At 70.9% G+C, this 19,589-nt stretch carries 16 protein-coding genes and 1 tRNA gene; 16 read left to right on the top strand and 1 reads right to left on the bottom strand.

What is annotated here, in order from left to right:
* The first annotated feature begins 150 nt into the window (after nucleotides 1–150).
* Nucleotides 151–852, top strand: a complete 702-nt coding sequence (locus ACSIH6_RS08480) for an exonuclease domain-containing protein (protein ID WP_435107665.1) — start codon at nucleotides 151–153, stop codon at nucleotides 850–852.
* 256 nt (nucleotides 853–1,108) lie between these two features.
* Here the strand turns inward: ACSIH6_RS08480 and ACSIH6_RS08475 are convergent.
* Nucleotides 1,109–1,180: transfer RNA gene (locus ACSIH6_RS08475), tRNA-Arg, on the bottom strand.
* A 130-nt stretch (nucleotides 1,181–1,310) separates the two neighbouring features.
* Here ACSIH6_RS08475 and ACSIH6_RS08470 point away from each other — a divergent pair.
* The 15 genes from ACSIH6_RS08470 (at nucleotide 1,311) to ACSIH6_RS08400 (ending at nucleotide 19,540) form a co-directional block, all read left to right on the top strand.
* Nucleotides 1,311–1,697, top strand: coding sequence for a response regulator (locus ACSIH6_RS08470; RefSeq protein ID WP_435107664.1), 387 nt, complete (start codon nucleotides 1,311–1,313; stop codon nucleotides 1,695–1,697).
* On the top strand, nucleotides 1,694–2,782 hold the full coding sequence (locus ACSIH6_RS08465; protein ID WP_435107663.1) for a DALR anticodon-binding domain-containing protein: 1,089 nt from the start codon (nucleotides 1,694–1,696) through the stop codon (nucleotides 2,780–2,782). The genes ACSIH6_RS08470 and ACSIH6_RS08465 overlap by 4 nt, the downstream gene beginning before the upstream one ends.
* A 118-nt stretch (nucleotides 2,783–2,900) precedes the next feature.
* Nucleotides 2,901–4,286, top strand: coding sequence for a diaminopimelate decarboxylase (gene lysA / locus ACSIH6_RS08460; protein ID WP_435107662.1), 1,386 nt, complete (start codon nucleotides 2,901–2,903; stop codon nucleotides 4,284–4,286).
* A gap of 67 nt (nucleotides 4,287–4,353) precedes the next feature.
* Nucleotides 4,354–5,640 carry a homoserine dehydrogenase gene (locus ACSIH6_RS08455; RefSeq protein ID WP_435107661.1) on the top strand — a complete coding sequence of 429 codons (1,287 nt, stop codon included), beginning with the start codon at nucleotides 4,354–4,356 and terminating at the stop codon, nucleotides 5,638–5,640.
* Nucleotides 5,641–5,902: 262 nt separating this feature from the next.
* Nucleotides 5,903–6,961, top strand: a complete 1,059-nt coding sequence (gene thrC, locus ACSIH6_RS08450; RefSeq protein WP_435107746.1) for a threonine synthase — start codon at nucleotides 5,903–5,905, stop codon at nucleotides 6,959–6,961.
* A gap of 234 nt (nucleotides 6,962–7,195) precedes the next feature.
* On the top strand, nucleotides 7,196–8,134 hold the full coding sequence (gene thrB / locus ACSIH6_RS08445; protein WP_435107745.1) for a homoserine kinase: 939 nt from the start codon (nucleotides 7,196–7,198) through the stop codon (nucleotides 8,132–8,134).
* 440 nt (nucleotides 8,135–8,574) lie between these two features.
* The gene (gene rho, locus ACSIH6_RS08440; RefSeq protein ID WP_435107660.1) at nucleotides 8,575–10,566 is read left to right on the top strand and encodes a transcription termination factor Rho; all 1,992 of its coding nucleotides are present in this window, start codon (nucleotides 8,575–8,577) and stop codon (nucleotides 10,564–10,566) included.
* 310 nt (nucleotides 10,567–10,876) lie between these two features.
* Entirely contained in the window at nucleotides 10,877–12,709 is a 1,833-nt protein-coding gene (locus ACSIH6_RS08435) for an L-lactate permease (RefSeq protein WP_435107659.1), read from the top strand.
* 197 nt (nucleotides 12,710–12,906) lie between these two features.
* Nucleotides 12,907–13,116 (top strand): 50S ribosomal protein L31, encoded by a 210-nt coding sequence (gene rpmE / locus ACSIH6_RS08430; RefSeq protein ID WP_061078094.1) that lies wholly within the window; start codon nucleotides 12,907–12,909, stop codon nucleotides 13,114–13,116.
* Between the two features lie 111 nt (nucleotides 13,117–13,227).
* Nucleotides 13,228–14,298, top strand: coding sequence for a peptide chain release factor 1 (prfA, locus tag ACSIH6_RS08425; protein WP_435107658.1), 1,071 nt, complete (start codon nucleotides 13,228–13,230; stop codon nucleotides 14,296–14,298).
* A 352-nt stretch (nucleotides 14,299–14,650) separates the two neighbouring features.
* Nucleotides 14,651–15,955 carry an RNA-guided endonuclease IscB gene (gene iscB, locus ACSIH6_RS08420; protein ID WP_435107657.1) on the top strand — a complete coding sequence of 435 codons (1,305 nt, stop codon included), beginning with the start codon at nucleotides 14,651–14,653 and terminating at the stop codon, nucleotides 15,953–15,955.
* A 26-nt stretch (nucleotides 15,956–15,981) separates the two neighbouring features.
* Nucleotides 15,982–16,845 carry a peptide chain release factor N(5)-glutamine methyltransferase gene (prmC, locus tag ACSIH6_RS08415; protein WP_435107656.1) on the top strand — a complete coding sequence of 288 codons (864 nt, stop codon included), beginning with the start codon at nucleotides 15,982–15,984 and terminating at the stop codon, nucleotides 16,843–16,845.
* Nucleotides 16,846–16,919: 74 nt separating this feature from the next.
* A complete protein-coding gene (locus tag ACSIH6_RS08410) occupies nucleotides 16,920–17,714 on the top strand; it encodes an L-threonylcarbamoyladenylate synthase (RefSeq protein WP_435107655.1) in 795 nt (264 codons plus the stop codon).
* A gap of 12 nt (nucleotides 17,715–17,726) precedes the next feature.
* Complete coding sequence (locus tag ACSIH6_RS08405; protein WP_435107654.1) at nucleotides 17,727–18,890, top strand: MraY family glycosyltransferase; 1,164 nt, start codon at nucleotides 17,727–17,729, stop codon at nucleotides 18,888–18,890.
* 224 nt (nucleotides 18,891–19,114) lie between these two features.
* A complete protein-coding gene (locus ACSIH6_RS08400; protein WP_435107653.1) occupies nucleotides 19,115–19,540 on the top strand; it encodes a Cg1360 family ATP-synthase-associated protein in 426 nt (141 codons plus the stop codon).
* The last annotated feature ends 49 nt before the right edge of the window (nucleotides 19,541–19,589 follow it).

Here is a 19,589-nt window from a genome sequence, read left to right as displayed (position 1 = left end):
GCGCCGGGTGGGTACCGGCTGGGAGGCCGCCCGTGAAGCCCCGCGTCGGCACCGACGCCGGACGGGGCGTGCCCGCGAAAGTTCACCCGTTCCGGCGCAACACGCGCCGGAGCGGGTACCTACGGCACATCCCGACCCGGAAAGGTCCCCATGACCTGGCACACCCGGCCCATGGCCGCGTTCGACACCGAGTCCACCGGCCTGGACCTGGCCAACGACCGGATCGTCACCGCCGCCCTGTGGCGCATCGACCCCGTGGCCCGCACCAAGGACGTCACCACCTGGCTCATCGACCCCGGGATCGACATCCCCCAGGAGGCCACCGACATCCACCACATCACCACCGAGCACGCCCGCTCCCACGGCCGCCCCGCCGCCGAGGCGGTGCCCGAGATCGGCGCCGCGCTGGAGAAGGCGGCGGCGGACGGACTGCCGGTGGTGGTCTACAACGCCCCCTACGACCTGGGACTGCTCACGGCCGAGACGCGGCGCCACGACGCCGGGGCGCGCCTGGACGGGGCGCTGCGCGTCCTGGACCCGCTGGTGATCGACAAGCGCTTCGACACCTTCCGGCGCGGCTCGCGCAAGCTGGTCGACGTGTGCGCCCACCACGGCGTGCGCCTGGACGCCGAGCAGGCGCACGGGGCCGCCGCGGACGCGCTGGCCGCCGCCCGGCTGGCCTGGAAGCTCGCCACCACCCACCCCGAACTGGCGGCCATGGACATCGACGACCTGCACGCCGCACAGGTCGGTTGGAAGGCCGAACAGGCCGCCAGCTTCCAGGACTACCTGCGACGCAGGGACCCCGAGGCGGTCGTGGACGGCTCCTGGCCGCTGCCCGGACGTGCCTGACCGGGCACTCCCCACCACGCCGGAACGACCGGACGGGCGTCTGCCGGTGACCTGATCACGGGCGGCCGAAATACCCGGGGCGGGGACACCGAGTGCTCTCGGCGTCCCCGCCCTTCGCGCTGCACGTCCTGTCCGCCGTGTGTCCGGGAAAGCCCGGGGAACGTGGCGTCAGGTGACGGAAAACGAAGAACGCCGACCGTGGTGGTCGGCGTTGTTTCGGCTGGCCAGCTGGGCGATCCCGCTGGTCCGCTGTGGGTGCCCCCTGCAGGATTCGAACCTGCGCACCCGGCTCCGGAGGCCGATGCTCTATCCCCTGAGCTAAGGGGGCTGGCTTGCGTGAACAACTCTAGCAGGATCACGCCGTTCTTCGTCCACCCGTTACCGCCGCGCTCGGCCCGGCCCGGCGATCACCGCGATCCGGTGGTGCCGTGTCACCCGGCGGCGGTAGTGTCGCGCCCGTGAACGCCCTACCCACACGGGTTCTCGTCGTCGAGGACGACGACGTGATCCGCGAGCTCATCCGCCTGAACCTCGAACTGGAGGGGTTCGAGGTGTTCACCGCGGTGGACGGCCAGGACTGCCTCGACCGCGCCGCGCACATCGACCCGCACGTGGTCACCATGGACGCCATGATGCCCCGTGTGGACGGGTGGACGGCCGTCGAGCGCCTGCGCGCCGACGCCCGTACCCGCGACCGCCCCATCATCATGGTCACCGCGCGCACCCAGGAGGCGGACCACCAGCGCGGCAGGCGCCTCGCCGTGGACGCCTACGTCACCAAGCCCTTCGACCCCGACGTGCTCATCGACATCATCCGGAGTCTGGTCGACAGGGGGCGGGAGTGACCCCCAGGCACCTGGAGGCCGCCGTCCGCGAGGCCGCCGCTCGGGCCCTGGGCCTGGACCCCGACGCGATCCCCTTCGTGTGGCCCCGCAACGACCACGCGAACGGGGGCGCCGACGCCGCCACCGCCCTGCCGCCCCGCCTGTCGGGCGGCGCGGGCGGCCGTGGGCCCGAGCGTCGGGGGGACCGCCGCGCCGAGGTCCGCGACCGCGTCGCCGCCGAGCTCTCGGCCATGCGCGACGAGGGTTTGGTGGACTTCGACCGTGTCACCGGCGACGGCCGCGGCTTCCTCAACATCACCTTCACCGGACGCCAGCGCGGCGCCCTGCTCGCCGCGGCGTCCGACGGGCCCCGCTTCCTCACCGGCAGGGACTGGGACGGCGAGGGGGAGTGGCCCGCCTCCGTCCTGCACGAGGCCGGGCCGGTCGCCCAGGCCCGCAGGCTCGCCCGCGCCGACGCCCGCGCCCGCATCGCCCTGGCCGTCGGACCCCAGGTCCCTCCGCCCGGGCCCGGCGGAGAACCCTCCTGGCGCGACCCCTACCTCGACGGCGGACACCGGGAGCTGCTCACCCCCGCCGCGCGCGCCCTCGGCGCGGTCGGCGAGGACAGCGCACGCATCGCCTTCTGTCGGTCGGTGCCCGAACGTCCACGCGGCACCGAGACCACCGGACGCGACCTGCCGGTGCTGCCCTCCGCCGAGTACCCCGGGGCCTGGGCCCGCCTGACCGACGCCAACCCCGCCTTCCGGATGCGCTACGCCCACGCCCACGCGACCAGCCTCGTGCGCTGGAGCACCGAGGGCGTGCCGCCCCCCGCGGCCTGCCCCGACCGCACCGCCGCCGTGCGCGGCCTCCTCTTCGACGGCCCCAGCGTCCTGGACACGGCCGCCCGCCGAGAGGAACCCCATATCCTGGTCCGATACCTGGAGGCGCTGACCAGTGCCTACGATGAGTGGCGGACGTGTTCCGCCGCGGTCCCCGAAGCCACCGAGCGGACCGCCGCGGACCCGGCCCTGCCAGCAGCCGTCGCCGGGGTCCTCCACACCGGACTCCTCCTGCTCGGGGTGTCAGCGCCCACAAGGCTGTAGGCACCCGTGCCCCCCGGTGGCCGTACCCGTCCCTGGTGTTCCGATCGGTTCGGTGGACAATGGGGGTAGAAGGTACCGCCGACCCGCACAGCCGTACAGTCCCAGTCGAAAGCCCATCATGAGCCGCTACGCCCACCCCGCCGGTTCCCGCCACGCGGAGATCCTGCCGGAGGACAACCCGCCGCTGCCGCCCGAGGACCTCAACGCCCTCGACCCGCGCGTGTGGCCCGCCACCGCGCGCCGCGCGGACGGTGAGCTCACCGTCGGCGGCGTCGGCGTGCGCGAACTCGCCGCCACCCACGGCACGCCACTCTTCGTCATGGACGAGGAGGACTTCCGCGGCCGCGCACGCGACTACCGCACCGCCTTCTCCGACGCCGACGTCTACTACGCGGGCAAGGCGCTGCTGACCAAGGCCGTCGCGCGCTGGGTGAACGAGGAGGGGCTCAAGCTCGACGTGTGCTCGGGCGGCGAACTCACCGTCGCCCTGGCCGCCGGGGTCCCCGCCGAGCGCATCGGCATGCACGGCAACAACAAGTCCGCCGCCGAGCTGCGCCGCGCCGTCGAGGCCGGGGTGGGCCGCGTCATCATCGACTCCCTCGACGAGATCGAGCGCCTCGGGGCGATCGCCGCCGAGCTCGGCGCCCGGCCCAGGGTCCTCATCCGCGTCACCACCGGCGTGGAGGCGCACACCCACGAGTTCGTCGCCACCGCCCACGACGACCAGAAGTTCGGCTTCGCGATGAGCACCGGCGCCGCCGCCGAGGCCGTCCGCCGCGTCCTGGCCGCCCCGCACCTGGAACTCGTCGGCCTGCACTCGCACATCGGCTCGCAGATCTTCGACACCTCCGGCTTCGAGGTCGCCGCCCGCCGCGTGACCCGGTTCCTCACCGGCATCCACGAGGAACTGGGCGTCACCCTCGCCGAACTCGACCTCGGCGGCGGCCTGGGCATCGCCTACACCTCCGGCGACGACCCCTTGGACCCCAAGACCATCGCGGGGAGCCTCACCTCCATCGTGCGCCGCGAGTGCGAGGAGGCCGGACTGCCGGTGCCGCGCATCGCGGTCGAGCCCGGCCGCGCCATCGCGGGCCCGGCGGGGATCACCGTCTACGAGGTCGGTACGGTCAAGGACGTCGAGGGCATCCGCACCTACGTCAGCGTCGACGGCGGCATGAGCGACAACATCCGCACCGCCCTGTACGGCTCGGAGTACACCAGTCAGCTCGTCTCCCGAGAGAGCGACGCCGAACCCATGCTGTCCCGCCTGGTCGGCAAGCACTGCGAGAGCGGCGACATCATCGTCCACGACCTCTACCTGCCCGCCGACCTGCGCCCGGGCGACCTGGTGGCCGTCGCCGCCACCGGGGCCTACTGCTACTCCATGGCGAGCAACTACAACCACCTGCCCCGGCCGGCCATGGTCGCGGTCCGCGGCGGGAGCTCCCGCGTCATCGTGCGCAGGGAGAGCGAGGAGGACCTCCTCCGCCTCGACGTCGGCTGAACGGTCCCGACGGCGGCAGGACCGCCCCGAGACGAGGATTCACGAGAGAAGTGGGAGTCACGCCCAAATGGCGATGAAGGTGGCGCTGCTCGGATGCGGCGTGGTGGGATCGGAAGTCGTCCGCCTGGTCAACGAACAGTCCGAGGAACTGGCCGCGAGGGTGGGCTCGCCCATCGAGGTCGGGGGCATCGCGGTGCGCCGCCTCGGCCGCGACCGCGGCGTCGACCCGGCGCTGCTGACCACCGACGCCACGGCCCTGGCCACGCGTCCCGACATCGACCTCGTGGTGGAGGTCATCGGCGGCATCGAACCGGCCCGCTCCCTGATCCTCGCCGCGATCAAGGCGGGCAAGTCCGTGGTCACGGCCAACAAGGCCCTGCTCGCCGAGGACGGCCAGACCCTGCACGCCGCCGCCCGCGACGCCGGGGTGGACCTGTACTACGAGGCCTCCGTGGCGGGCGCGATCCCGCTGCTGCGGCCCCTGCGCGACTCGCTCGCGGGGGACAGGGTCAACCGCGTGCTGGGCATCGTCAACGGCACCACCAACTACATCCTCGACCGGATGGACTCCCAGGGCGCCGGGTTCACCGAGTCCCTGGAACAGGCGCAGGCCCTCGGGTACGCCGAGGCCGACCCCACCGCGGACGTGGAGGGCTTCGACGCGGCCGCCAAGGCCGCCATCCTGGCCCGGCTGGCCTTCCACACCCAGCGGGTGACCGCCGCCGACGTGCACCGCGAGGGCATCACCGCCGTGTCCGCGGGCGACATCGCCAGCGCCCGCGCGATGGGCTGCGTGGTCAAACTCCTGGCCATCTGCCAGCGCTCGCAGGACGGGGAGTCGGTGGGCGTGCGCGTCCACCCGGTGATGCTCCCGGTCGGGCACCCGCTGGCCAGCGTCAAGGAGGCCTACAACGCGGTGTTCGTGGAGGCCGAGTCCGCGGGGCGCCTGATGTTCTACGGGGCCGGGGCGGGGGGCACCCCCACCGCCAGCGCGGTCCTGGGCGACCTGGTCGCGGTGGCGCGCAACCGCCTCGCCGACACCTCGGTGGCCGAGGGCGGGCACGACACCGGGCTGCCGGTGCACGACATGGGCCAGACCATCACCAGTTACCACGTGGCGCTGGACGTGGCGGACCGCCCCGGCGTGCTGTCCAAGGTCGCGGAGATCTTCGCCGACCACGGTGTGTCCATCAAGAACGTGCGGCAGGAGGGCAGCGGGGACGACGCCCAGCTGGTGCTGGTCAGCCACCCCGCCCCCGACGCCGCGCTCAGCGCCACGGTCGAGGATCTGCGCGTCCACGAGATGGTGCGCGAGGTGGCCAGCGTGATGCGCGTGGAGACCTTCGCGGACTGAGGGTCCGCGCGGCGCGGAAGAGGCGCGGCGCGGCCGACGAGAACCCCATGGCGGGCCGCACGGGACCCGTGCGGCCCGCGCCGCGCAACCCCGCGTGTCCGTATGATGAGACACCAGACCGCGATTCGAGATAGTCCGGACGGGGTCATAGACTCGTGGCTGGTGGGGACCACGGACGCGCCGCCGAGCCGTCCGGGCACCCCGCCTCTTCCACCGCGCGTCAAGCGAAGCCGCATCCACCCGAAAGGGACAAGTCGTGAGCATGGCACGGGCGTGGCGAGGCATCGTCGAGGAGTACCGCGACCGCCTCCCCGTCAACGAGAGCACCCCCGTTGTCACCCTCCAGGAGGGCGGCACGCCCCTGCTGCCCGCCGCGCGCGTGTCCGAGCTCACGGGCTGCGAGGTCTTCCTCAAGGTGGAGGGGCTCAACCCCACCGGGTCCTTCAAGGACCGCGGCATGACCATGGCCATCACCAAGGCCGCCGAGGACGGCGCCAAGGCCGTCATCTGCGCCTCCACCGGCAACACCAGCGCCAGCGCCGCCGCCTACGCCATCCGCGCGGGCATGACCTGCGCCGTGCTGGTGCCCCAGGGCAAGATCGCCATGGGCAAGCTGGCCCAGGCCCTCGTCCACGGCGCCCGCCTGCTCCAGGTCGACGGCAACTTCGACGACTGCCTCGAACTGGCCCGCAAGCTCAGCGTGGACTACCCGGTCGCCCTGGTGAACTCGGTCAACCCCTACCGCCTCCAGGGACAGAAGACCGCCGCCTTCGAGATCGTCGACGCCCTCGGCGACGCCCCCGACATCCACTGCATCCCCGTGGGCAACGCGGGCAACATCACCGCCTACTGGATGGGCTACACCGAGTACTCCAGGGACGGGATCTCCACCCGCGACCCGCGCATGCTCGGCTTCCAGGCCAGCGGCTCCGCGCCCATCGTCAACGGCGCGCCCGTCACCAATCCGAGCACCATCGCCACCGCCATCCGCATCGGCAACCCGGCCTCCTGGAAGCTCGCCGAGCAGGCCCGCGACGAGTCCGGCGGCCTCATCGACAAGGTCACCGACCGCCAGATCATGGCCGCCTACAAGCTCCTCGCCGCCGAGGAGGGCGTGTTCGTGGAGCTGGCCTCCGCCGCCAGCGTGGCCGGCCTGCTCCAGTCCGTGCGGGCGGGTCTGGTCGAGCCCGGCAGCCGCGTGGTGTGCACCGTGACCGGCAACGGCCTCAAGGACCCCGACTGGGCGCTGGCCGGAGCCTCCTCCGCCACCACCGTCCCGGTCGACGCCCTCGCCGCGGCCCGGGCCCTCGACCTGGCCTGATCCCTCTCCCGGACCGCGTCGGCCCGCCGGGAGGGAGCGGAGCCCCAGAGAAGACGTGTGAGGGCGTCGGCGGGGTGCTGCAAGACGAGTCGAGCCGCGAGCGAGGAACGAGCGACAGGCGTGGACGAGGATGAAGCCCCCTGCCTTCGGGACGCCCGAACACGGGGCGAAGCGGAGCGGAGCCCCAAAGAAGAAACGAAAGAGCCTCACGTGAGCCCATCACGCCCCACCCGGGTGTCCGTCCAGGCCCCCGCCACCAGCGCCAACCTGGGACCGGGCTTCGACGCCCTGGGCCTGGCACTGCGCCTGTACAACACGTTCGAGGCGTCCCCGCGCGAGGACGGCGAGCTGCGCGTGCGCGTCGAGGGAGAGGGCGCCGACGAGGTCCCCCTCGACGAACGCCACCTCGTGGTGCGCGCCATGCGCGAGACCTTCGAACGGGCTGGGGAGGAACTGCCCGGACTCGACCTGACCTGCGTCAACGGCGTCCCGCACGCCCGCGGGCTCGGCTCCTCCTCCTCGGCGATCGTCGGCGGCGTGGCCGCCGCGAGCGCCCTGCTGGGGCGCACCGGACCCGGCGGCGGGCCGGACCGCGACGGCATCTACCAGATCGCCGCGGACATCGAGGGCCACCCCGACAACGTGGCCCCCTGCGTCTACGGCGGATACACGGTCGCCTACCGCGACGGCGACCGCTGGGGCGCGGTGTCCCTGACCCCGGACACCCGCGTCCTGCCGGTGCTGTGCGTGCCCGGGTGGCGGCTGTCCACCGAGCGGGCCCGCGGACTGCTGCCCGAGCGGGTGCCCCACGGCGACGCCGCGTTCAACGCCGGGCGCGCCGCGCTGATGACCGCGGCCGTTTGTGGCCATCCCGAAGCCCTGTACGCGGCCACGCGGGACCGGCTACACGAGTCCTATCGAGCTCCCGCCATGCCGGACACCCTCGACCTCATCCGTGACCTGCGCCAACACGAGGGACTGCCCGCGGTGGTCTCCGGCGCGGGGCCGACGGTCCTGGTCCTGTGCTCGACGGGGGAGGGGAAGGCGTCCGCGGATTCGCCGGAAATCGCGGACCAGGTTGATTCGATCCGCCGAAGGGCGGGTAAGAATTGGGACATACGCCCCCTGCTCGTGGAGCTGGCGGGGGTGCGGTCCCCATCTCCCCATTCGTAGCACCTGTGTCGAGGAATAGCCGTGGCCTCTGGTGGTGTTAGGCTAGGTGAAGCACCAGATGCCCCGTTGCGGGGTGAGTGCTCATCCGCCACAACGGCCTTCGCGTCCCATACTCCGGTGGTCCGATCCCACGACCAACCGGAAGCGGCGGCCGACGTGTCGAGTCCGCGGTTCTTCCGCGGCTGTCGCCAACGTCATCGCAGCCCGCTCCTCCTCGGATGAGCGTGTCTTCACGATGGACGGGCAACACCACCGAGCCATCCGCCCCGACGTCTGGCTGTACCCAGAGCCCGTCGCGATTGGGTACGGGACCGCCTTCACGCCGGTTTCCGAACATCCACGTGGGGCACGCCCTACCCGGCCCTGCCGGTTCGCACCACCGGGCCGGCCGCTCCAGCACCCGCTGACGGCCGACGCCCGCTCCTTGGGAAGGACCCTTAGTGAGCGACACCACCGAACTCCGAACGGACGCGGCGGTCGAAGACAAAGCCACCACCGGCGTTTCCGTGACGGAGGCTGGCGATGGCGCGCCGACAGGTACGCCCTCGCGGTCCCGCACGGCGTCGCGCGGTACCGGTCTCGCGGCCCTGAAGCTCCCCGAGCTCCAGAAGCTCGCGTCCAGCCTGGGTATCACCGGTACGGGGCGCATGCGCAAGAGCGACGTCATCGCCGCGATCGAGGCCAAGCAGGGCGGCCCCGTCGGCGGCCCCACGAAGGCCAAAACAGCAAAGAACGCCGAGACGGCGTCCAAGGCCGGTAAGGTCGAGGCAACCGACGGCCGGGCCGAGGCTCCCGAGACGCCGGGCACGGACGAGGCCCCGCGCAAGCGCGCGGACAAGCAGCCGTCGGACCAGGCCGTGACCGACCCCCAGGGCGGGCGGGGCGAGAAGCCCTCCCGCGGTCGCCGTTCGTCCCGCCGACGCGGTGACGAACCCGGCGACCAGCCCCGGGCCGTGGACGGCGCCGAATCCTCTACCTCCGCGAGCAGCGTGACCAAGACATCCAGCACCCCCCAGAAGAACGGCCCCGACTCCGCCGAGGACCGTGACAACAGGTCCGGGCAGGGTCGCGAGCGCCAGCGCAACCGCCGCAACCGCAACCGCGGCGGTGACGACCAGAACGCGAACAGCAACGCCCAGCAGGGTGGTGGCGGCCAGAACCAGGGCCGCGGCTCCGGTGGTGGCGGTGGTGGCGACGACGACGACTTCGGCGGACGCCGCCGCGGACGCCGCCGGGACCGCCGGGACCGCCGCGGACGCAGCGGGGGCCAGGAACCGGAACCGGTGATCGGCGAGGACGACGTCCTGCTGCCGGTCGCGGGCATCCTCGACATCCTGGACAACTACGCCTTCGTGCGCACCACCGGCTACCTGCCCGGCCAGAGCGACGTCTACGTCTCCCTGGCCCAGGTGCGCAAGCACGGCCTGCGCAAGGGCGACCACATCATCGGTGCGGTCCGCCAGCCCAAGGACGGCGAGCGCAGGGAGAAGTTCAACGCCCTGGTGCGCCTGGACTCGGTCAACGGCATGTCGCCCGACCAGGCCAGGGGCCGCCAGGAGTTCTCCAAGCTGGTCCCCCTGTACCCGCAGGAGCGCCTGCGCCTGGAGACCGAGTCGCAGATCCTCACCACGCGCATCATCGACCTGGTCGCCCCCATCGGTAAGGGCCAGCGTGGGCTGATCGTCTCCCCGCCCAAGGCGGGCAAGACGATGGTGGTGCAGGCGATCGCCAACGCCATCACCGAGAACAACCCCGAGTGCTACCTGATGGTGATCCTGGTCGACGAGCGGCCCGAGGAAGTCACCGACATGCAGCGCACGGTCAAGGGCGAGGTCATCCACTCGACCTTCGACCGGCCCGCCGAGGACCACACGGTCGTCGCCGACCTGGCCATCGAGCGAGCCAAGCGGCTCGTGGAGATGGGCATGGACGTCGTCGTCCTGCTGGACTCCATCACCCGCCTGGGCCGCGCCTACAACCTGGCCGCCCCTGCCAGCGGGCGCATCATGTCCGGCGGTGTGGACTCCACGGCGCTCTACCCGCCCAAGCGCTTCTTCGGCGCGGCCCGCAACATCGAGGGCGGCGGCTCGCTGACCATCCTGGCCACGGCGCTGGTCGAGACCGGCTCGCGCGCCGACGAGGTGATCTTCGAGGAGTTCAAGGGCACCGGCAACATGGAGCTCAAGCTCAACCGGAGCCTGGCGGACAGGCGGATCTTCCCGGCGGTGGACGTGGACGCGTCCAGCACCCGCAAGGAGGAGATCCTCATGTCGCCGGAGGAGCTCGGCGTGGTCTGGAAGCTGCGCCGGGTGCTGCACGCTCTCGACGCCCAGCAGGCCATCGAGCTGCTCCTGGACAAGATGAAGGAGTCCAAGAGCAACGCGGAGTTCCTGCTCCAGATCCAGAAGACCACCGTGGGTCCCGAGCGCTGACCCGCGTAATCTCCCGGTCGAACCAGGCCCCTCTCCCGCTTCGGGAGGGGGGCCTCGTCGTGTCCGCGCCATGTCCGCCGAACCGTGCCCGACCGGGCGGACTCCGTACGGGCCGTAGGGAGCGCGCCCGAGGGGTCCGCCTCCACCGGCCCGCGCTCTCCACCGCTTTTCTTTCGAATCGCGGAAGAATCAGCCCGTGAGACGAAAAAGATCACTACTGTGTTGCGGATCACACAAGGGTGTATCCCCTGGCGGGAAAACGATTTAGGGTCGCGCCGTCGAGTAGTCCCCGCACCAGGGAGCCGTCTGGATGGACAACCTCGCCCTACTCAGCCTCCTCGCGCTCGTCCCGATCGCCCTCGTCGGCGTCCTGCTCGTCGGGTTCCGCCTCCCGGCCATGTACGCGATGCCCGCCGGATACGTCGTCGTGGTCGGCATCGCCGTCCTCTTCTGGCAGACCGACTGGGTCGCGATCGCGGCCTCCACCGTCCAGGGCCTCATCCTCGCGATCGGCCTGCTCTACATCATCTTCGGCGCGCTGCTGCTGCTCTCCACCCTCACCAAGAGCGGCGCCGTCGCCACGATCCGCGCCACCTTCACCGACATCAGCCCCGACCGCCGCGTCCAGGCGATCATCATCGGCTGGTTGTTCGGCAGCTTCATCGAGGGCGCCTCCGGATTCGGCACCCCCGCCGCCGTGGTCGCGCCGCTCCTGCTCGCCCTGGGCTTCCCCGCGATGGCCGCCGTCATGGTCGGCCTGGTCATCCAGAGCACGCCGGTCAGCTTCGGCGCGGTGGGCACGCCCATCCTCGTCGGCGTCTCCGGAGGGCTGGAGGGGTCGTCCGCGGTCGCCGCCCGCGCCGCCGAACTCGGTCTGGACATGCCCGGGTTCGTCAGTCTCATCGGATTCCAGACCGTCCTGCTGCACGCCGTCGCCGGCACCCTCGTCCCGCTCTTCATCTGCTGCATGCTCTGCGGCTTCTACGGCGGCAACCGGCGCTTCTCCGACGGCCTCGGGGTGTGGAGGTTCGCGCTCTTCGCCGCCTTCGCCATGACCGTTCCCTCGGTCCTCTACAACCACTTCCTCGGCGTGGAGTTCACCAGCCTCCTCGGCGGCCTCACCGGCCTGGTCATCGTCGTCCTCGCCGCGCGCAGGGGCTTCCTCATGCCCAAGCGGACCTGGGACTTCCCGCCCCGCGAGGACTGGCTGGCCCGCTGGAGCGGCAGGATCTCCCCCGGAGACGGCGAGACCGTGCTCGCCGACGGCAGGCGGGTCGGCTTCCTCGCCGCCTGGGCGCCCTACCTCATGGTCGCCGCGCTGCTGGTGGCCACCCGCACCATCACACCCCTGGAGAACTGGCTGACCGGCGTCACGGTCGGGGGCACCGACATCTTCGGCACCCCCGTCTCCCAACTCGTCGAACCCCTCTACTCGCCCGGAGCGACCTTCGTCCTCGTCTGCCTGGCCACCTACGGCCTGCACCGCATGACGCGCCGCCAGATCGCCGACTCCTGGAAGATGGCCGGATCACAGCTGGCCGGGGCGGCCGTCGCCCTGCTCTTCGCCGTCCCGCTCGTCCGCGTCTTCATCAACACCGGAAGCGACTTCGGCGACACCGCCATGGAGAGCATGCCGCTCACCCTCGCCGCCGGAGCCGCCGAGCTGGGCGGGAGCACCTGGCCGCTCTACGCCCCCTGGATCGGCGCCCTGGGCGCCTTCGTCGCGGGCTCCAACACCGTCTCCAACCTGATGTTCTCCCTCTTCCAGTTCTCCACCGCCGAACGCATCGGCATCCCGCCCGAGACCGTCGTGGCCACCCAGGCCGTGGGCGGCGCCGCGGGCAACATGATCACCGTGCACAACGTGGTCGCCGCCTCCGCGGTGGTCGGACTGGCCGGACGCGAGGGCGACCTCATCCGCCAGAGCCTCCTGCCCATGACCTACTACGTGCTGCTGGCGGGGTCGGTGAGTTACGTCTTCGTCTACGGGTTCGGCCCCAACACCGGCACCGTGGTGCTCCTCCTGGTCCTCGCCGTGCTCGCCGCGCTCGTCCTCCTCATGCGCAGGGCCGACGCGGGCAAGCCCCCCTCCCACACCGCCGGAGCCGTCCCGAGGAGAGGCAGCCGCGAGGGGGAGGAATAGGCACTGGTCCCGGCAACGTTGTGGGTCTGGCAAACTGGTAGCGGGGAGTGGCCCGCCCCTGCTTCGGCGGGGTCCGCCACCCCGTTACCCGGATCGCCGCGGCACCGGTTCGCGCATGGCCCACGACGACCGACCCGCCCCCTGGCGGCTCGGCCCGTCATGCGTCCGGCGGTCGCGCCCCTGATGAGGAGACACACATGAAGGCCGACATCCACCCCGAGTACGTCGCTACCGAGGTGACCTGCACCTGCGGTGCCCACTTCATCACCCGCAGCACCGTCAACGAGGGCAAGATCCGCGCCGAGGTGTGCTCCGAGTGCCACCCGTTCTACACGGGCAAGCAGAAGATCCTGGACACCGGTGGCCGCGTCGCCCGCTTCGAGAAGCGCTTCGGCAAGCGCAAGTAGCGCCGCCCGCTGTCCCGCGGCGGCCGGTTCCCCGGCCCCGCGGGACCAGGTTGGCCCCCGAGGGGGAGACGGACAGGCGAGGCAAGCACAACACGACGGGGACGGGCGAACGTGAAGCTGGACGACCTACTGGGGGAGTACTACGAGCTGGAACAGCAGCTCGCCGACCCCGAGGTGCACGCCGACCAGGCCAGGGCGCGCACGCTGGGCAAACGCTACGCACAGCTCACCCCCATCATCGAGACCTACCGCGCGCTCAAGGAGGTCGAGAGCGACATCGACGCCGCGCGCGAGCTCGCCGCCGAGGACTCCTCCTTCGCCGAGGAGGCCGACCGCCTGACCGAGGACGCCGAGCGGCTCACCGAGCGACTGCGCGTCCTGCTCGTCCCCCGCGACCCCGCCGACGACAAGAACCTCATCATGGAGGTCAAGGCGGGCGAGGGCGGTGAGGAGTCCGCCCTCTTCGCCGGTGACCTGGTGCGCATGTACCTGCGCTACGCCGAACGTCAGGGCTGGAAGACCGAGGTCATCGACTCCACCCACTCCGACCTCGGCGGGTACAAGGACATCACGATCGCCTTCAAGAACAAGGGCACCCCCGAGCCCGGTTCGGGCGTGTGGCCGATGCTCAAGTTCGAGGGCGGCGTGCACCGCGTGCAGCGCGTCCCCGTGACCGAGTCCCAGGGCCGCATCCACACCTCCGCGGCCGGTGTGCTGGTCGTCCCCGAGGCCGAGGACATCGAGGTCGAGATCCACGAGAAGGACCTTCGCGTGGACGTCTACCGCTCCTCCGGGCCCGGCGGCCAGAGCGTCAACACCACCGACTCCGCGGTGCGCATCACCCACCTGCCGACCGGCATCGTCGCCTCGTGCCAGAACGAGAAGAGCCAGCTCCAGAACAAGGAGCAGGCCATGCGCATCCTGCGCGCCCGCATCTACGCCGAGGCCCAGGCCAGCGCGGACGCCGAGGCCGCCGCCGAGCGCAAGAGCCAGGTCCGCACGGTGGACCGGTCCGAGCGCGTCCGCACCTACAACTTCCCGGAGAACCGCATCTCCGACCACCGGGTCGGCTACAAGGCCTACAACCTCGACCAGGTCCTGGACGGGGAACTCGGCGGGGTCGTCAAGGCCCTCGTGGACGCGGACACCAAGGAAAGGCTCGAAGCGGCCCAGGCATCGTAACGGGTTCCTCTCCTGAAGGAGAGAGCTTTCGGCCCGTGTGGCCGACAGCCTGCCGTTACCAGCACTAGCCAACACTTGAGGAGGTGACTCGTTGGCTACGTTTCACACAGGATCGAAGACCCACCAGGCCGTGCTTCCTCAGCGGCCTGCTCTGGAATCCGCGTCAGCAGACACCCCCAGGAACAGGGACGAAACGGGGCGCGGACGCCATACTCACGTGGCACCCGGTGTGGAACATGTGCGAGGGGAGACCACCAGTGGTTCACCTGCCACCGGTGGCGTCACCCCCGTCCCTTCAGGGAACGGGGAGCGGGCCCGTGAGGGCCACCCACCCCGCAAGGGGCACCCGGCTGTGTTCGTCCTTGACGCCCACGGCACACCACTCCAACCCACCCACCCCGCACGGGCCAGGAAATTTCTGGCTCAAGGGCGGGCCATCATAGCCCGGCACACTCCCTTCACCATCCGGCTCAAGGACCGCACCGTCGCCGACTCCGAGGTCGACGGAGTCGAGGTCGGCATCGATCCAGGTAGCAAGCACACCGGCATCGCGGTGTTCACCTCCCAGGCCGGGGAACGCCGAGGCCGCTACGCGGTGCAACTGGACCACCGAGGCGGTCAGATCACCAAGAAGATGCGTCAACGCGCTACCTACCGGCGCAACCGTCGTTCCCGGAACCTGCGTTACCGAGCTCCCCGTTTTAACAACCGCACCCACCCACATGGATGGTTGCCTCCCTCGCTCCAGCACCGTGTGAACACCACCCTGGCCTGGGTCGGCCGCCTGGCCCGGTGGACGCCGGTGCGTGCGATACATGTGGAGCGGGTCGCCTTCGACAGCCACGCCATCGCAGCAGGTCGGTTTCTGGAAGGTGTGGAGTATCAGCAGGGCACCCTGCACGGCTATGAGGTGCGTGAATACCTGTTGGCCAAGTGGGGGCGGGCCTGTGTCTACTGCGGTGCCACTGACACCCCGCTCAACATCGACCACATCCACCCCCGTTCCCGAGGCGGCTCCGACCGGGTGGCCAACCTGACCCTGGCCTGTATTGGATGCAACCAGGCCAAGGACAATCAGCCCGTTGAAGGGTTCGTGACCAACCCTCGGACCCTCGCCAGGATCAAATCCCAGGCCAAGACTCCATTGCGGGACGCTGCTGCGGTCAACACCACCCGGTGGGTACTGTGGCGTGCCCTGGACGAACGCCTACCGACCCATGTGGGTTCGGGTGGGCGCACCAAGTGGAATCGCACCCGCAATCACCTGCCCAAGTCGCATGCCCTGGACGCTTTGGCCGTGGGCAAGGTTGAGGCCATCACCGAGGTCGTCTCCACGGTTCTGGTCGTTGGGGCTACGGGCCGTGGCTCCTATGCCCGTACCCGTACGGACAAGCACGGTTTTCCCCGACTGCGTTTTCCCCAGCGTAAGGCTTTTTTCGGGTTTCAGACTGGAGACCTGGCCCGGGCGGTCGTGCCTTCGGGCAAGCATGCCGGGACGCACACGGGGCGAGTGGCGATACGTAGCAGCGGCAGTCACACCCTGCGCGTCCCGTACGGACTGGTGACGACCTCGTGGAAGAATCTGCGTCTGCTTCAGCGGGCGGATGGTTACGGCTACACCTCACGGAAGGAGGCTGAGGCTTTCTCTCCTGCCTGAAGGCAGGGGCATTTGCCTCACACCAGATGAACCTCCTGCTCGACGAGGTCGCCCGCGCGACGCGCAGACTCGCGGAGGCGGGTGTGGCCTCACCTCGTACCGACGCCGAGGAACTCGCGGCGTTCGTGCACGGTGTCCGTCGAGGGGAACTGCACGCGGTCGCCGACTCCGACTTCGACGCCCGCTACTGGGAGTGCGTGTCCCGGCGCGAGGCCCGCGAACCCCTCCAGCACATCACCGGCCGCGCCTACTTCCGCTACCTCGAACTCCGCGTCGGGCCCGGGGTCTTCGTGCCCCGCCCCGAGACCGAGATCATGGTGGACTGGGCGATCCAGACCCTGCGCGCCATGGACGTCGCCGACCCCCTGGTGGTGGACCTCGGAACCGGATCGGGCGCCATCGCCATCTCCATCGCGCAGGAGGTGCCGCGCTCGCGCGTGCACACGGTGGAGATCGACCCCGACGCCCTGGCCTGGGCCCGGCGCAACATCGACGCCAGCGGCCACGCCGACCGGGTCACCTCCCACCACGGCGACATGCGCACCGCCCTTCCCCAGTTCAACGGGCGCGTCGACCTGCTCATCAGCAACCCCCCCTACGTCCCCACCCGTGAGGCCGGGGCCATCTCGCCCGAGGTGCGCGACTACGACCCCGCCCCCGCGCTGTGGTCGGGCGAGGACGGCCTGGACATGATCCGCGCGCTGGAGGCCGTCGGCCGCAGGCTGCTGCGGCCCGGCGGCGCGATGGCCGTGGAGCACCACGACGGCCAGGGCATCGACATCCCCTGGCTCTTTCCCGAGGACAGGGGCTGGCGCGATGTCCTCAACCGCAAGGACCTGGCCCGGCGCGACCGCTTCGTGGTCATGCGCCGCGCCGACGAGGACGGCTGACATGCCTCCCGCCCCCCGTATCCCGGTCCGACCGTAAACCCGGTGGACTCCGTTCAAGAGTGAGGTGAACGCAGGTGAGCCGCATCTACGACTGCGCGGACGAGACCGCCCGCAAGGACGGCATCGCCGACGCCGCGTCCGCGGTACGCCGAGGCGACCTTGTGGTGCTGCCCACGGACACCGTGTACGGCATCGGTACCGACGCCTTCAGCCCGACCGCGGTGGCCAGGCTGCTCGCCACCAAGGGCCGGGGCCGTGAGATGCCCCCGCCGGTGCTGGTCGGCTCGATGCGCGCCGCCAACGCCCTCGTCGACGACCTGGGCAACCACGGCCGCGACCTCATGGAGGAGTTCTGGCCCGGCCCGCTCACCCTCGTGTGCACCGCCACCCCCAGCCTGTCCTGGGACCTGGGCGACACCAAGGGCACCGTGGGCGTGCGCATGCCGATGGACCCGGTCGCCCTGGACCTGCTCAAGGAGGTCGGGCCGATGGCGGTGAGCAGCGCCAACAAGTCCGGCCAGCCCTCCGCGACCCGCGTGGAGGAGGCCATCGAGCAGCTCGGTGACGAGGACATCGCCGTCTACCTGGACGGCGGCGAGACCGAGTCCCGCGTCTCCTCCACCATCGTCGACCTGACCTACGCGGTTCCGCGCGTGCTGCGCGCGGGCGCCATCTCCATCGAACAGCTGCGCGCGGTGTGCGGCACCGTGATCGGCGAGCTGCGCAAGGGGCCCCGCAAGCCCGCGTCGCCGGAGGGCGGCGAGGCCGGGGGCGGGGACGCGCGGGAGGCCCCGTCACCGGAGGCGGAGGCCTCGCGGGACGCGGACGAGAGCGCTTCCGGGACCGCCCCCGACGGCGACAAGAACTAGAGGGGCCAGGACGTGCGGGAGTACGCGCTCACCTTCGTCATCGCCGCCGCGGTGACCTACCTGCTCGTTCCGCTGGTGCGCCGGTTCGCCATCGCCTTCGGCGCCACGCCGCCGGTGCGCGACCGCGACGTGCACACCGAGCCCATCCCGCGACTGGGAGGGCTGGCCATCTACGGCGGGTTCGCCGCCGCCCTGTTGATCTCGGCCCAGCTGCCGCACCTCCAGGACGTCTTCCTCGCCGACACCTGGATGGGTCTGCTCCTCGCGGGCGGGCTCATCACCATCGTCGGCGTCATCGACGACCGCTGGGGCATGGACGCGCTCAGCAAGCTCGCCGGGCAGACCGCCGCCGCGGGCATCCTCGTCTGGCAGGGCGTGCAGCTGCTGTGGCTGCCGCTGCCCGGCACCCAGCTCTCCCTGGGGCCGTGGCTGGGCGCGATGATCTCGATCCTGCTGATCGTGGTGACCATCAACGCGGTCAACTTCGCCGACGGCCTCGACGGCCTCGCGGCGGGCATCGTCGCCATCTCCTCCATGGCCTTCTTCGCCTACTACTACGTCGTCGCGGTGGAGCAGGGCTTCGTGCGCCAGTCCTATCCGGCGATGATCGCGATCATCCTCGCGGGTACGTGCGCGGGGTTCCTCTGCCACAACTTCCACCCGGCCAAGGTGTTCATGGGCGATACCGGGGCCATGCTGCTGGGCCTGCTGCTGACCTCGATCACCATCACGGTGACCGGGCAGTTCGACGCCAACACCGCACGCGAGGGGTTCAACTCCGGTCTGGTGGTGTTCCTGCCGGTCGCGCTGCCGCTGCTGGTGATCGCCCTCCCACTGGCCGACCTGGTGCTGGCCGTCGTGCGCAGGACGCTGGCGGGCAAGTCCCCGTTCGCGCCGGACCGGGGCCACCTGCACCACCGCCTGCTGGACATGGGCCACAGCCACGTGCGCGCGGTGCTGCTGATGTACCTGTGGGCGGGGATCGTGGCCTTCGCCGCGGTCGCCCTGTCGGTGTTCGACTCCTGGGTCATCGTGCTGGCGGTGACCGCGCTGGTGGCCACGTGTGCGGTTGGCCTCATCGCGCTGCCCCGCCTGCGGCGGCGCGGACTGCTGTTCCCGCGGCGCAAGGAAAGCGTCAAGACGGCTCCAGATCACGATTCGCCAACTGATGGCTGAGCGGGCCCTCGCGGGGCGTACCTTGGGGCCGGGGGAAGACGCTTCTGACCTGCGGATACGGTGGCGGAACAGGTGTGGCGAAGGTGACACGGGCGCCGGAAACCGCCTGGATCGGGCACTTCGTTGACCGTTAAGGTCGCGTTAAGGAACCCCCGGATTCAGCACCAAAAACCTTGTGATAGCTTTCACGAGCAGGCAACCACGACCCCAGACGGAGCTTCGCCATGCAGGAAAACGACGCCTGGAGGGCCTTCCGCGGCGCCGCGCTTCCCGGTGTGGCGTGCGCTCTTCTGGCCTTGGCAGTATCAGCGCTTCTCGCCGGTACGGCGGGCCTGGCCGGCTCCGCGCTGGCCTCGGTGATCATCCTCGCCTGCTTCGGTTTGGGGCAGGCGGGAGTCATCCTCGTCACCCGCCGTAACAAGGACCTCTTCCTCGCGGCGAACCTCGTGGGCTTCGTCCTCAAGATGGCGGTGCTCGGCGTCGTCCTGGTCACCCTGGGCCGCAGCTCCTTCGTGGCCGGCCTGGACAGCGCGGCCTTCGTCTACAGTGCGCTGGCCGTCGTCCTGGCGTGGCTGGGCGGTCAGACGTGGACGATCTCCAGGACGAGGACACTCCACGTCGACCCGGTCGAGAGCTCGGGGAACGGGTGATGGAGTCCCCCGGCCGAGCCCCTCGAAACGGGCGTAATACGATGCTTTC

It is taken from the genome of Nocardiopsis synnemataformans, from assembly GCF_965343085.1.
GTDB classification, from domain to species: Bacteria; Actinomycetota; Actinomycetes; order Streptosporangiales; family Streptosporangiaceae; genus Nocardiopsis; species Nocardiopsis alborubida.
Note: the sequence above shows the minus strand (reverse complement) of the source record. Positions and strands in the feature narration are given on the sequence as shown.